Raw genomic sequence first — 15447 nt, 5'->3', positions numbered from 1 at the left:
TGGTCTATGAGTGAATTTTAAAATAGTTTTTTATAAAAAATTGAGTCTTATAATCAGTGTTATCTCTGGTTTTATAACAAAAATTACTGAATAAACCACAACTTATATTGATTTTGGGTTTAACCATTATTTTGATGTTTTAAATCGAATCCCTATGTTAGGGACGGCTGTTGAGTGACTATAAGTGAGGAATTGTCAGAATCGCTGGCATGCGGCAGATCACAATATTGAATTTTGTAACACGATGAAAGGGAGGTTTTATCTAAAAACAAACAGGGATTGGGATAAGAGTGAGTGGCTGGGTTGCCAATAACGCGCTTCAGCGAAAGCATCTGCGCGTTATTAATCAAACATCTATTTGTGCTGGAAGTAATACAACTTGTACTTGTTGTTATCGGCAACCACTTTCAATTGGCCAAATTCGGCGGCGATAATATCGGAATAGGGCAGGTGGCGATTGGCGACTATTTGCCAAATACCATTATGTTGTAATTGCTTAGCGCTATCGGTGACAAAGTTCTGCGCTATGCTGGTGGTGCTGGCGAGGCCATCATGAAACGGCGGATTAGAGATAATGCCGTTAAATTTTCCTGTGGTTTGCGCGAGCCCATCGGATGGATACACTTTGGCTGTCATGCCATTGGCCGCCAGGGTGAGTTCACAAGAAGCTAACGCCATGGCATTAATATCAACACATTCTAGGGATAGGCTCGGTTGTGCTTTTAGTAGAGCGGCGGTGATCACGCCAGCGCCGCAACCAAAATCGAGCACTCGGCCCGAGAGTGTTGGTAGGTGTGACAATAATAATTCAGTGCCGAGATCTAACCGTTTTTCGCTAAATACCCCGACTAAATTACAGATACTGATCTCGCCTTGCGGCGTTGTGAGTTGATACTGACTGACCCAGTCGCTAAGTTTCATTGCCGGGGCGCAGCCCTCTAAATTACTACCAAACAGCAGGCAGTGGCGGGCGTTATCGAGTTTCATCCCCGTCGCAAAATACTCAGGCAAGAGTTTAACTAAAGACTTAATCCCGCCTTTGTTTTCCCCAACGACCAACAGTTGGCCGTTAGGCACAAGATGATTGGCGGCGAGGTTAAACAAATAAGGTGCTAAGGGTTTGGCCTTGGGGAAATAAACAATAACCGTATCGTACTTTTCAGGTTTAATTGGGTCTTGATGTGGCAGTTCGTGGCCGAAATAGCAACGCAGCTTTGAGTTGGCGTGCGGCGCTAAGTGCAAGTAATGGTGGTAATCCAAGGCGAGTGCATCGACCGATGCCGCGACATCGAGCAGGGCTTTTGGCAGAAGATCGGCTTCATGATTGAGCACTAGCACCTTATGTTGGCTTAGGCTGTCTTGATTACGAATAATGACTTGCGATGGATTGGTTAACACAGTTACAGGCACCTATAAACTTAAGTGTGGGCATTATACCCGTTATTCACGCCTGAGCCAGTTTGCATCGAATCCCTGCGCTAAGACCTAATAAAATCCCTAATAAAAAAAAACCAATAAAAAAGGCAACTGCATTATGCGGTTGCCTTATGTGATTGCCTTTAATGAACGGAATCGATTAACGCTTAGCTCTTAGGTTTCTTCGGTTTTGGCAATAAGCTGAAAATCTTATTGGCGATATCAGTATTGTCTTGATGGCCGTTAAACAGCTCAGATGCGGGACCTGCGGCAAACACTTGTACGTCTGTGCCTGTGTGACCGTCGGTTGTCCAACCTGTATCAGTTCGCTTATCAATAACATGGCGAATTGCAACCGCGATGGTTTCTAATCCCTGCATTCTGGCGACCGTTAATTTTGCGATTTCTTCTTCGTTGAGCTCAAAACCTAAACCGCGGGCAAGATCGGCCTGCCATTGTTCACCGCTGATGGCGGCCAAGGCTAATGTGTCGGTACTGGCTGAAATGTTGCGTAGGATTTCAGGGTTCCAGTTGTACTTTCCATCGACGCCAATCGATAGGCCGCCGGTGTTATGGTCGGCGGTGATCACCATCAGGGTATCGGGATGTTCACGCACGAATTGCTCAACCACTTCAATGGCATTGGAGAATTCATCCATTTCACCCATGGCTGTAGCTATGTCGTTATTGTGACCCGCCCAGTCGATGAGGCTTCCTTCGACTAACAGTACAAAACCTTGGTCATTCTGCGACAGTAAACTGAGCGCTTTTTGGGTTAAAGTGCTGAGTTTTTTCGCATCTTTTTCATCAATTGCCCAAGGTAATTGGACTTCGGCAAACAGTCCCAGCACTTTAGGTTGGGTGATGCTGGCGAGATCTTCAAAACGAGTAATATGTTGATAACCCTTGGCTTTAAATTGTGCTAATAGTTCAGGGGTAAAGTATTTTTGACCACCGCCTAAGAATACATCGGCGTTGGTTTCTAGATAGCTGAGTGCTAAAGCGTCGTAGTTTTTACGGCTCTCGTTGTGGGCTAAAAAGGCTGCAGGCGTGGCGTGGTTTATCTGGGATGTGACAGCCACACCTGTGCTAAGGCCAAGGGATTTGGCTTTTTCGAGTATGGTCGGCAGCGGTTGCTTTTGGGTATCGACCGAAATCGCCCCATTGTAAGATTTAACGCCAGTGGCGAGCGCTGTTGCTGCCGCGGCTGAGTCGGTAACATAACCACTGACACTGGCGGGATAAGTGCTCGCCATACCTACAAGTAAACGGTCGAATACGGTTTGTTCGACTTCCTCTGTGTCAGGATTATCTTTGTAGTAACGGTAAGCGCTAGTGTAAGACGGTCCCATACCATCACCTATCATGATGACAATATTTTTGGGACGCGACGGTGCTTTCGTTGGACCTGTTTCTATGTTGGCCCAAGTCGGAGTCGATAGTAATAAACCTATGCCGAGTAACAAGAATGGCGCTTTGGTGAAACTCATATCACATCCCTAGAAAGTGGCTAGGCGCTTGTGATGTCAAAGCGCCTTAAATCAACAAACTCGTTGGTAAATTTTTATGCTTTGGTGTTAATGCGTGCTTCAATAGCATCCATTAACATGCCGGTGATGTCGACATCAAATGCTGCTTGGATCTCACGGATACAAGTTGGACTGGTTACGTTGATCTCAGTCAGCTTGTCACCAATGACATCGAGGCCGACAAAAATCAGTCCACGTTTTTTAAGTTCTGGACCAATGGCGCGGGCAATTGCCCAATCGCTGTCGGATAAAGGTTGAGCTACACCGCTTCCGCCTGCCGCTAAGTTACCACGGGTTTCGCCTTTCATTGGGATACGCGCCAAGGCGTAGGGTACAGGCTCACCATCGACCACTAAAATGCGTTTATCACCTTTGGTTATCTCAGGGATAAAGGCTTGCGCCATGGCATATTGTTGGCCATAGCTGGTCAAGGTTTCTATGATGACCCCAAGGTTTGGGTCGTCCTGCTTCACGCGGAAAATCGAGGTGCCGCCCATACCATCAAGTGGCTTAAGAATAATATCGCCCTTCGCTTGGTGGAAAGCGCGGATACGTTTGGCATCACGGGTCACGATCGTTTCTGGCGTGAATTCGCTAAACCATGCGGTAAACAGTTTCTCGTTAGCATCACGTAAGCTTTGCGGCTTGTTAACGATCAACACGCCTTGTTCTTCGGCGCGTTCAAGCATGTAAGTTGCGTAGATAAACTCAGTATCGAATGGCGGGTCCTTACGCATTAAGATCACGTCGAGTTCGCTCATCGGCGTGTCTGTAGCTTCGCCGAGTTCAAACCATTTGCTCGCATCATTGAAAACAGTTAACGGACGCATATTGGCCATAGCCACACCGTTGACCATGGCAAGATCGGCCATTTCCATATAAAACAGCTGATAACCTCTTTCCTGCGCGGCCATTAACATGGCAAAACTGGAGTCTTTCTTAATGTTGATCTCACTGATGGGGTCCATCACTATGCCGAGTTTTATCATTAATCTGTTCCTTATTTGTCGCCGTTTGCAGGCAAAAAAGCATTTATTGGATAATGGGGTGCCATACCACCGCTGTGTGCTGCTGTGGACGGTCTAGCCTAAATCACCAAATCTGAGTTGCAGTGCCGTAATGGCGGTGAGCGAGGCGGTTTCGGTGCGTAGCACTCTGGGGCCAAGCAACACATCGGTAAACTGATAGGTTTCTGTCATGGCGATTTCTTCCGCCGACAAACCGCCTTCTGGGCCAATTAATAGTCGCACGCGGGTATGGGCCAAATCTAAGCCATTGATACCGTGTGCGGCACGTGGATGCAAATTGAGTTTAAGCGCTGAGGTAGGTTCAGTGCACCAATCGTGTAAGTCCATCGCTGGGCGAACCACGGGCACTTGGCTGCGTCCCGATTGCTCACAGGCGCTCACGACGATCTTCTGCCATTGCTGAATTTTTTTCTCTAGGCGTTCACCGTTGAGTTTCACACCGCAGCGATCTGAAAACAGCGGCGTAATCGTATTCACGCCAAGCTCGACCGATTTTTGAATGGTGAACTCCATTCTATCGCCGCGGGAAATCACTTGGCCTAAGTGCAAGTTAAGTGGTGACTCAGATAAATTGGCCTCACATGAGAGCAGTTTTACTGTGACATGCTTCTTACCTGCATCGACAATTTCAGCAAGATAATCATTGCCATCGCCATTAAATAGACTGATATGTTCGCCGTTGCCCATGCGTAGCACCTTGCCGATATGGGCCGCGCCATCTTCGTCTAAGTTCAACTGTTGATTGATGGCTAATGGCTGAGGTTGATAAATTCTTGGGACTCTCATTGTCGACCTTATTCGGCTAATTGTTGACGCTGTGGTGGCGCATTACAGGCATTCTGCACAAAGGGGTTATGGTTACCTTGGGTTTGCGCTATGGCGTTATCACGTTTGCACTCAATAGTATCAACTGGATAGGTTTTATCCCATGCCTTAAATAATTTTAATTGGCTTGAGGCGATTTTAAGACCATAGGTCTGCTGCATATAGAGGTAGGTTCTGGCTATCTTACCGCGGGTATTTGCGGGAGGTTGTGCTTGACGATTCTTAAAGTCGACTACCATAGCACATTGGCCATATTGGTCGGCCTTACCGTTCCATTGGCTAAATCGGAAGTTGCTGCGATCGCCATTGACCTCACCAATTGCGGGTACCAAATTATGCATGTCCGATTCCATCTTATTAAATTCATTACTGTTATCGGCACAGTTTTTACGGCCGCCCTTTTGCCAGCATTGGAGTTGATGGCCAAATTCCCAGGCGGGGACTATGTGTTCCCACTCGATACGGTTGGCACGGGTTTCCTGTTTACGGACTTGATAACCACAGCTGGCGAGATCGGGTTTCCACGATTTGCCTTTGATCTGAATTTCACAGCCACAGTAAAAGCTGACTGCGGGCAGAGTACCTTGGCGACTGCCTGCGTAGAGCGCCTGTGACTTGGTTTTCGCTTGGCTGAAACTGCTGGGATGTGACACTGAGGCACTTGCGGGCACAGATAAGGTCGCCGCCCAAGTGATTAGGCACAACAAAAGTCGCCGTGAATTAACGGTTAAAGGAGCTTTGTTCAAAATTTATCCCAAAATAACAAACACTACGCGAGCCTTTGGCTCATCTTTTATGGCGTGATGGTAAGGGAAATATCGCTGTTTATGCAAATTGAGCCGTACTTAGGTGGGGGTTTTGTTTGCTGAAAGTCGCTAGATCGCAGTTAAATGGGTCTTACAGCGTTTACAAATATAACGACTTTCACCACGCAACACCTTGTTATGGCGGCGAATACTCAGTCGAATCGGTCCACAGGCGCAGCGATACTCAACATCGCGACTCGTAACTGAAGTGGTATTAAAGCTATGTGTGGTACTCGGATTGACCTTAAATACCGTTAACATCAAAGATTGCCATTCTTTACCGTGGGGCTTGGTTTTGCCAAAAAGCTGAAAACACAGCAAATGACAAATTTCGTGGGGGACGACCTCAGTCAGAAATGCCTCGCTGTTTTCGCGTAGCAATACAGGATTGAATCGCAAGCGATTCTGTTGCAGATGAGCCGTACCCGCACTCTTACCCCTTAGACTAAATTGAGTGACTGGGCGTGGAAAAGTGCGCTTAAGCGATATCTCGGCCTCTTGATAACAGGCTTCAATTCGCTCTAGTACTTGAATTTGTAGTGTCGAGAGTGGACGTGATGAACCGGTGAAAATATGTGCTTGAGCCGGATTTTGTAATGGTGGACTCGTTATCACCTGCGACTTATCTTGGCTTTGGCCTAAGGCTGCGTACGTCGATTTTGTCAGCGGGGCAAGTGCTTCACTGCTGCGACGGCGTAAGGCATTGAGTAAGTCAGCGGGTTTCAGCATAGGGTTAGCGTTGGATCTCGTCGGTTAAAGATAAAATTGAGTGCTTAAAACTTATCGGTGATTAAGCCTGCCTAAGCGTTCACATCAGAAGCGTTAGCATCATAGCGAACGCTATCTGACAATGCCAGTTTCAGCCAGTTTCAGCCAGTTTCAGCCAGTGTGACTTGGCTATAAACTCGCTGCCGCCTGCATCACCATAGTGCGTACTTGTTCGACTATGGCTTGCTCAGTATCTGCGTCATAGCCTTTGACTCTTGGTGTGTGAATGTGGCCGACCTTGGCATGGCTATTAAACTTTTGCTGCAAGACTATGGCGCGATAGGAGATTTCATTAGAGAGATAACCGCCGCCTGAACCTTCGACTGACGTTTCGTTTTGCAGTTCGTTTAATGATGTTGCACTAAATTCGCCGCGGGCAAGGGTAGTGACAGTATGGTTATCATTGACTTTCCACTGACCATCTTTGACTTGCATAGCCGAAACAGGCAGTGAAAATTCCACAAATTCGGGGCCGATAAAATCTTTACCATTAAGCTTTGGGGCAACCGGTGCGGTTTTAGTGCCGCCAGTGAGTACGTTTTGGTTATCGGGCGCCGCTGCACTGCGATTTCGCCCTGGGAAGCGTTCGATATCAAAATCAGTTCGGCCCATGCTAACGGTGAACACAAATTGGGTTTTGGGATCGCGATAAATCGGGCTCAATAGCGACTCGATAAGCCCTTGGTCAAAATCTGCAAAACGTACTGGCACCATAGCGGTTTCGATTTGTGCCGTTTTACCATTAATTTCAAAGCGAAAACCATCCAAGGCGAGGGCGACTAAACCTGAAGGATTACTCTGGGTGATATCTTTGTCGAGGAAGAAAGGATCGAAACCCGTGAGAAATATTTTGATTTGGACATCATCACCATATTGAATATCGCTAAAACCCCGTGAGGCTTTTTCAACCGCACTCATTAATATGTCTTGTTGCCAATCGGCCATTTTAAAGTTGGCGCTGGTGGTTTTTAGACTATTAAGCATGGCAAGGCGAGCCCAGTATAAAGGTCGGTCGTCAAAATGCCCTGACTGTACATCGCGGACAGCTTGTTGCCATAATCTGTGTCCTTGGCGCGCAGCTAATTGGGTGGCGTCAACTTCGTTTTTCTTTGAGCTCAGTTGAGCCAGACCATCGTCAAGTGCTTGATAGCGAGTGACTACGTCGCCTATGGTTTTTTCGGCTGTTGGTAGGCGGGAAACTTCAAGATCACCAAATAACTGCACGGCACTGGCTGTAGTCATTAAGCTGGTGGTGAGGATGAGTGTTAACACTGGCTTTAACATGTTTGGCTTCCCTGTAGTGATTAGACGTTATTCATTGGAAATAATGATTATTTTTTTCGTACGGATAGGCTCTTATGCCAAAAAGTATGCACTACAAGCTGAGGGTAATAAAGTTAAGCTCAGTGATCTTCGTCATCTTATGTCAATATCTTCTATCACAAATCATGTGGCGCTAGCATTAATCCATCTGCAACAGTGCAATAGGGTCTAGTTTGCCTCTTTTTTGCCACAATTGGTCAGCAGTTTGCTAGGGCTTGCCAAAACCCTAAGTGATAGCCTTAATCACTTTTTTAGTTCATTGGATTGTTTGTTTTTCTACAAGGAGACTTTATGCGTTTGTTCACCATATCGGCTGTGCTGGTGATGTCGTCTATTTTAGTGTCGTCAAGCTTAGTGGCGCCGACTTTTGCATCTACTATAGCTAAGGAGTGGCAAGAAACCCGCAGTTGGGATGCCAGTTTTACTCAGCACCAAACTAAAGGCGTAGTGGTGTTATGGAATGAAAACAAGCAACAGGGATTCACTAATAATCTTAAACGTGCCAATCAAGGTTTTTTACCTGCATCGACGTTTAAAATTCCTAACAGTTTGATCGCGCTAGAGCTTGGCGTGGTGAAGGATGAGCATCAAGTCTTTAAGTGGGATGGTAAAAGTCGAGATATCGCAACTTGGAATCGTGATCATAACCTTATTACTGCAATGAAGTATTCGGTTGTGCCTGTCTACCAAGAGTTTGCTCGCCAAATTGGTGAGGCGCGTATGTCGAAGATGATCGCCTCGTTTGATTATGGTAATGAGGATATTTCGGGAAATTTGGATAGCTTTTGGTTAGATGGTGGCATACGAATTTCTGCTACGGAGCAAATCGATTTCCTACGTAAGCTTTATCACAACAAGATACACGCTTCTGAGCGCAGTTTACGTATTGTTAAGCAAGCCATGCTGACTGAAGCGAATTCTGACTATATTATCCGTGCGAAAACCGGTTATGCAGTCAGAGCGGAGCCAAGCATTGGCTGGTGGGTAGGTTGGGTTGAACTCGATGATAATGTATGGTTTTTTGCGATGAATATGGATATTCCCGACGCCGCAGGTTTACCATTGCGTCAAGCCATTACTAAGGAAATCTTAAAACGGGAACGCGTTATTCCTTAGCCCATGCTAGGTAGCGTAAGCATAGCGTATCCAAACCTTGCGAGAATTGCGTATGACGCTGCCTACTTAGCTGACATCAATCGTGATACTGAAAGCCTAGACTCAGATCTAGGCTTTTTTATTGGGCTTTCTTGAAACAGGCTTCCTTGATGCGACGGGAAACGTTAACCCATTAGGGATTGCAGGCTTTCTTGGCTGCTGAAGCGTTTTACAAAGAAGTCTAAGAAGACACTGATGTTGGTGGCCAGTTGGCGTCGGCTCGAATAAACCCCATAAACCTTAAAAGGTTCAATCGGCCACTCCTGTAAAATCGGTACTAGCTGTCCATTAGCAAGTTCAGTCTTACAGGCTGAATTGGATAACATGGCGATGCCAAAATCATCTATGGCTAATTGCTTCACCATTATCGGGCTGTTGACCCTCACTTTACGCTGAAAGTTCGCCATGGTTTTACGCGAACCTTTACCCAATGGCCAAATTGGTGCTGAGCGAGAAGTCCCCAATAAAATCCCACTGTGCAGGCTGAGTTCCTTTGGAGTCGCGGGTGTGCCTTTGAGTTTTAAGTATGCAGGGCTTGCCACTAAAATTGGCTGGCGTTCAAACAGTAATCTTGCGACTAAGTCCGACGATTGAAGTGGGCCATATTTGATGGCTATGTCATATCCTTCACCGACTAAACCAATATCGTTGTCGGTAAACTGGACATCCAATTCAACATTGGGATATAAACGCATAAATCCGCTACAGAGGTTAGCGATAAGTTCTTGGCTAAATGACACTGGGATTGCAATGCGTAATGATCCTGACACATCATCGTGAGTATTCTCGATAACTGCCTTGGCCGCTTCTACCTCATTGCGAATCGAATCACAGTGTTGATAAAAGAGTGCCCCGATTTGGGTCAAACTCAAATTACGGGTGTCGCGCTGTAGTAATCGCACGCCAAGTTGTTCTTCTAGCTGCGCGATTTTGCGACTTATGGTGGATTTTGGGTGGCCGGTTTCACGTGCAGCTTGGGAGAATCCCTTCGCTCTAACTACGGCTGCAAATAGCATCATACCGTTTAAATCTGGCATGTTATTCCCACTGTCTCATATTTGGAACAAAGCGTCCTATGCAGTTTAATGGCATTTGACGGGATAACAAAGTTATATTTATTGGCTAAAAATTTTCAGAGGCTAAGCAGAGGATCTTTTGATGACCAGCAATAATCAGCCCAAACACATGACTCAAGCCCAAACGCCCGATCCGCTTTTTTTACAGGCCGAGCATTTGGCAAAAGATTTTTCTCTGTTTCCTAAGCACAGTAAACAGAGTTTATCGGAAGAAATTAAAGGTCTTTTAAATGAGGATGCTATTCAAGCAAACTTAAAAGACTTGGCATCTTTAGATGTCGACGGTTACGTTGCTAAAGTGATCCAGCCGACCCAAGATAAAGGTCGTCCTGGTGCAAAACGTATTATTGCCGATCTTAAAGGTCGTTTGATTACGGAAACTCACTTGGGCTCTTTTTACAGTGCTGAGGTCGAGCTGAACTTTGGTTCACGCACTCGTCGTATTGGCTTTATTGCCCAAGAACGCACTACAGCTAACGGTGCTTGGATGCCTGAGCATCATTACGCCGCTTGTAAAGCAATTCGTCATTTCGCCGAATTGTCTATGCCTATTATCTATTTAATTGATACCCCAGGGGCGGATGCTGGCGAAATCGCTAACAGCCAAAACCAAGCGCATTCAATTTCTAAAGCCATCGCAGAAAGTGCCAACGTTGACGTACCGACAGTCGGTATCGTAATTGGTGCTGGTTATTCTGGTGGCGCAATTCCATTAGCGGCTGCGAACATTCTGTTGTCGTTGCGTGACGGTATTTTCAACACGATCCAGCCACAAGGTCTGCAAAGTATTGCCCGTAAGTACAACTTATCTTGGCAAGAATGTGCGAAATCTGTGGGTGTATCACCAGAAGAGCTTTATACCTCAGGTTGTATCGACGGTATCATCGACTTTTCACCGGGCGATCGCGACGAGCGTCAGCACAATCTGCGCCGCGCTATTATTAGCAGCGTAGAAGCGGTTGAGCGTGCAGCGATGAATTTTGTGCGTGAATCTAAAGATTTACGTGAGCATTATGATCGCAGTTTAACTCGTTTCCTTAATCCATCTAAAAACTTGATGGCTTTGGAACTGAATGCAGAATTGGCTGTGGCAACGAGCCCGACCAGTCACCATAACTTGTTCGGTAGCGCCTATCGCTATTTGCGTTATTTAACGCTACGTAGCCGTATCCATTCTATTTCTCAAGAGCAATATGGTCGTCTGTCACGCGCTAGCGTGCCAGAAGGTGATCTGTTGGCACGTATTCAACAGGAACAAGACCGTGTGTTCCAAGCTTGGTTGTCTAACCCTGATAAGCTAGTTTATGACGAAGATTTGAATAAATTGTGGACTAACTTTGTCGCTAAACGTGACGAAGTTTCTACCGAGCGTAACATGCTGACACGTTTGATTTTGGGTGAGCCAAAAGAGAACTATAAAAAAGCACGTAAGGCGTTGTTATTCAACATCAGCTGGTCTTTGTATCACCGCTGGAAGAGCAATGCGGCTAACAACTTTAAAGGGCTGATTCAGCACTTAGAAAGTTTGCCAAAGTCTGTGACTCAAGCTAAATGGCCTGAGCTGAATCAGCTGACTGTGCTGGATGTGGTGGTAAATGAAGAACTGCGTGAAGACTTTATTTGGCAATGCCATAACATTCTGATCTTCAATGCCTTGTATGACAACGTTGTGGGCAGCTTAGCGTCAATCGCTAAAGAAGCCATGATGTCGAAGAGTTTGTCACGTAACTCAGTGAACAACCTGTTGCACAAGTCAATTGACCATGCATTGTCGACGCAAGATACCTCGAACGACAAAGCTAAGTTCTATAAGTGGCTCAAGTATTTTATGGGTCAATCGAACCGCGCCGATTTGTTGGTGCGAGTAGAGCAGTGGAAGAGTGTGGGTTTCCCACAACTTAACGACAGTCTATTCGTGGTACTGACTTACTTCTTCGAGCGTTTACTGCCTGAGTATTTCGATAGTGAAAGCGATACCAGCAAGTACACTGGCGCGATCAACCCTGTGCGTATCGGTCGTCGTAAGGACTTCTGGAACCGCTTGACCATGGGTTATCAGGATCTATTAATCCAAAAAGTGCTGCGTGACGAAAAACGTAAAGGCAACATGACTTGGGAAAATGTGGTGAAGCAGTTCTTTACCCATTTCGAAGAGATCAACGGCGACAAGATGTCGGCTAACTTGCTCAACTTCCCTGGCTTCCGTTTATCGATTGAAGACGCATTAGATAAAGGCATTCGCCCATGTGGTTTGATCACAGGTATTGCTGACTTTAAAGAAAAAGGTCAAAAAGTGCGTGTGGGTGTGGCTGTGTCTAACACCGCATTCCAGGCAGGTGCATTCGATATGGCCAGTGCTGAGAAATTCTCTGCACTATTAATCGAGTGTGCTAAGCGTAAATTACCCGTTGTGTGCTTTATCAGTTCAGGCGGTATGCAGACTAAAGAAGGCGCCGCGGCGCTATTCTCTATGGCTGTGGTGAACGATCGTATCACGCGCTTTATTCGTGATAACGAATTGCCAGTACTGATGTTTGGTTTTGGTGACTGTACTGGTGGTGCGCAGGCGAGTTTTGTGACTCACCCATTGGTGCAAACTTACTATCTGTCTGGTACTAACATGCCGTTCGCAGGTCAAATGGTGGTGCCAGCTTACTTACCATCAACGGCAACGCTGTCTAACTACTTGTCAAAAGTACCTGGCGCAATGGCGGGCTTAGTCCATAACCCATTCAGCGACAATTTAGACTCTCAGTTAGCAGGTATCGATCCTCTGATGCCAATGCCTTCGGCAAAAATTAACGATGTGATCATCAATGCACTGTCGACCTTAGTGGTTGAAGCTACTGTTGAAGAAGAAGTGATCGTGCAGAACGATCCACGTAAGTTAATGAAGCCTATTAACAAAGTATTGGTTCACGCCCGTGGTTGTACAGCTGTAAAACTTATTCGTAAGGCGCATGACAATAATATCAATGTGGTATTAGTGGCGTCGGATCCTGATATGACGTCAGTGCCAGCGGACATGCTCAAAGAGACCGATAAGTTAGTTTGTCTCGGTGGTAACACATCGGATGAAAGTTACTTGAACGCATACTCTGTGCTGAAAGTGGCCGAATATGAACAGGTTGATGCATTGCATCCTGGTATTGGTTTCCTATCAGAAAGCCCGCAGTTTGCTGCATTGTGTGTGAATAACGGTGTTAACTTCGTCGGTCCTAGCGTGCATTCAATGACGACTATGGGTAACAAGTCGAACGCAATTAAGACATCGCAAGCGCAAAATGTACCTGTTGTGCCTGGTTCGCACGGTATTCTGACCAATGCTGAACAAGCCGTAAACGTGGCGAGCGAAATCGGCTATCCAGTATTGCTTAAAGCGGTACAAGGTGGTGGCGGTAAAGGTATTCAGGTTGTAAAACGTCCTGAAGACATGATTGGTTTATTCCAAAAAACTGCAACCGAAGCGGCTGCAGCCTTTGGTAACGGTGACTTGTACTTAGAGAAATATGTGACATCACTGCGTCACATCGAAGTGCAGTTACTGCGTGATAAGTTCGGCAACGCGAAAGTATTAGGTTTGCGTGACTGTTCGGTTCAACGTAACAACCAAAAAGTGGTCGAAGAATCTGGCTCAACTATGCTGCCGGACGAGCTGAAGCGACAAGTGCTGGCTTATACCCGTGCCTTAGGCGACGCGACCGATTACATGGGCGCAGGTACCGTTGAGTTCATCTATAACTTAGATGCAAACGAAGTCTACTTCATGGAAATGAACACGCGTCTGCAGGTTGAGCATCCAGTTACGGAAGCGACTTCAGGTATTGATATCGTTAGCGCGCAGTTTGATATTGCTGCTGGCCGTTCAATTGCAGCGTTAGAACCGAAAGAAATTGGTTATGCGATGGAAGTACGTGTGACGGCTGAGAAAGCGGCGCTCGATAGCCATGGCATACTGCAACTGATTCCAAATCCAGGCAAGATCACTGAGTGTGTCTTCCCAGATCATCCAGATGTGGAAATCATTTCGATTGCTGCGCCAGGTAAAGAAGTATCGCCATACTACGATAGCTTGATTGCGCAAATCATCATGCGCGGTGAAAACCGTGAAGATGTGATTGCCAAACTGTACGAATACTTAGACAGTGTAGTGCTGAAAGGCATCGCGACTAACATTCCGTTACTCAAGCTGATCTTGAAAGATGGTACCTTCAACGAAGGTGTTTACGACACTAACTATCTGCCACGCTTAATGGCTGAGCTCGATATTCCTGCGTTGATCGCAGAAATGGAAGCTGCCGCTGAAACTGTGGAAGTAGATACTGAGTCACTGCGTGTTGGCGAAAGTAACGAACTGAAAGTGTTAGCCCAAGGTGCAGGTATCTTCTATACCTCTTCTGCACCGGGTGAAGCGGACTTCGTGAAAGAAGGTGACATAGTCACAGTCGATCAAACACTAGCACTAACAGAAGCGATGAAGATGTTCTCGCAAGTGACCTTAGCCGGCTTTAACCGTCAGAGTGCGATTCTGTACCCTGAAGATAAGAAGTATCGTATCGAGCGCATCCTGAACAGCAATGGTCAGCAAGTGTCTCAAGGCGACTTACTGTTCGTGGTCTCGCCTGTTGAAGAATAAGCTCAGCGTTTAACGCCATAGCTGAATGAGAAAATACCCGCCATTGGCGGGTATTTTTTTGCTTCTAAATTATGGCCACTAAATTTTCTGTCACTAAATTTCCTGTCATTAAATATAGGTAAGCGAACATGCCACTCTTAATGTGCATGACGTTTTTGACAAATCAACTTAGCTTTAATAGATAAGCTCATAACTAACAAGTGGCCAATCTCAGCTTTGTGCAATACGACCTGTATCTCTGATTAAGTCGGCAAAGAGTTTCTTTAATCTGTCGTTCGCCCATTTATCAGAACAAGTAGCATCAAGAGCCCACCTCTGGCCTCGAGAATCAACGGAATCTCCGTGCTTTATTCGTAGTAATAGAGGTTCATCAAACCTCATTTTAAGTTGAAACTGAGTCTAAAATGAGCAGGGTGTGGATAACTTTGGGGGTAAGTGGTGGGTATGGTGTGGCTAGATTAGATAATTAGAATTAACTGCAAATTTCCTTAAAATAGGGGTTGCGCAAAATCTCCTGCTGCCTATAATGCGCATCCACTGACACGGCAGACAGCGTTAAGCAGCCTGATGTGACGGTTCATCGATGAGTTTACTGATTGATGAGTGTTGAGAAAGTTTGCAAAAACTCCTTGACGCGAAACGGGAAATGCGTAGAATACGCAGCCCTAGCCAACTGGAAGCGTTCGACGCTCAGTGTGGTACTCAAGTTCTCTTACGAATATTGAGTTGCTCTTTAACAAGATAAAACAAGAAATCTGTGTGGACACTCACAGGTGTTGAGTTAATCGAAACTGCTTAGCCTTCGGGTTGGCAGTCAAAAATTTAAATCAATGTAACAATGAGTGTTCATAGTAATATGTACAATGAGTGTTCATAGTAATATGT

Annotated in this window: 10 protein-coding genes; 2 read left to right on the top strand and 8 right to left on the bottom strand. The window is 46.0% G+C overall.

Annotated elements, in window-relative coordinates:
- Positions 1-354: 354 nt before the first annotated feature.
- The 7 genes from L5M37_RS21335 to L5M37_RS21305 form a co-directional block, all read right to left on the bottom strand.
- Positions 355-1398 carry a methyltransferase gene (locus L5M37_RS21335; RefSeq protein ID WP_263201788.1) on the bottom strand — a complete coding sequence of 348 codons (1044 nt, stop codon included), beginning with the start codon at positions 1396-1398 and terminating at the stop codon, positions 355-357.
- 185 nt (positions 1399-1583) lie between these two features.
- Positions 1584-2906 carry an alkaline phosphatase gene (locus L5M37_RS21330; RefSeq protein WP_028759459.1) on the bottom strand — a complete coding sequence of 441 codons (1323 nt, stop codon included), beginning with the start codon at positions 2904-2906 and terminating at the stop codon, positions 1584-1586.
- Between the two features lie 74 nt (positions 2907-2980).
- Positions 2981-3934, bottom strand: coding sequence for a glutathione synthase (gshB, locus tag L5M37_RS21325; protein ID WP_168826802.1), 954 nt, complete (start codon positions 3932-3934; stop codon positions 2981-2983).
- 93 nt (positions 3935-4027) lie between these two features.
- On the bottom strand, positions 4028-4759 hold the full coding sequence (gene rsmE, locus L5M37_RS21320) for a 16S rRNA (uracil(1498)-N(3))-methyltransferase (RefSeq protein ID WP_263174440.1): 732 nt from the start codon (positions 4757-4759) through the stop codon (positions 4028-4030).
- 8 nt (positions 4760-4767) lie between these two features.
- Positions 4768-5544: an endonuclease EndA gene (endA, locus tag L5M37_RS21315; protein ID WP_411569075.1), complete on the bottom strand. Its 777-nt coding sequence runs from the start codon at positions 5542-5544 to the stop codon at positions 4768-4770.
- A gap of 129 nt (positions 5545-5673) precedes the next feature.
- Complete coding sequence (locus L5M37_RS21310; protein WP_263174439.1) at positions 5674-6333, bottom strand: SprT family zinc-dependent metalloprotease; 660 nt, start codon at positions 6331-6333, stop codon at positions 5674-5676.
- Between the two features lie 168 nt (positions 6334-6501).
- Positions 6502-7656, bottom strand: coding sequence for a hypothetical protein (locus L5M37_RS21305; protein ID WP_263174438.1), 1155 nt, complete (start codon positions 7654-7656; stop codon positions 6502-6504).
- Positions 7657-7986: 330 nt separating this feature from the next.
- On the opposite strand from L5M37_RS21305, the gene blaOXA reads away from it, so the two are divergent.
- Positions 7987-8811, top strand: a complete 825-nt coding sequence (gene blaOXA / locus L5M37_RS21300) for a class D beta-lactamase (protein WP_263174437.1) — start codon at positions 7987-7989, stop codon at positions 8809-8811.
- 164 nt (positions 8812-8975) lie between these two features.
- Here the strand turns inward: blaOXA and L5M37_RS21295 are convergent, their stop codons facing one another.
- A complete protein-coding gene (locus L5M37_RS21295; protein ID WP_105251501.1) occupies positions 8976-9887 on the bottom strand; it encodes a LysR family transcriptional regulator in 912 nt (303 codons plus the stop codon).
- A 121-nt stretch (positions 9888-10008) separates the two neighbouring features.
- On the opposite strand from L5M37_RS21295, the gene L5M37_RS21290 reads away from it, so the two are divergent.
- Entirely contained in the window at positions 10009-14562 is a 4554-nt protein-coding gene (locus tag L5M37_RS21290) for a biotin carboxylase N-terminal domain-containing protein (protein ID WP_105251502.1), read from the top strand.
- Positions 14563-15447: the final 885 nt, after the last annotated feature.

Source organism: Shewanella sp. SM69, from assembly GCF_025653985.1.
Taxonomy (GTDB): Bacteria; Pseudomonadota; Gammaproteobacteria; order Enterobacterales; family Shewanellaceae; genus Shewanella; species Shewanella oncorhynchi.
This window is presented reverse-complemented; position numbering and strand designations above follow the sequence as displayed.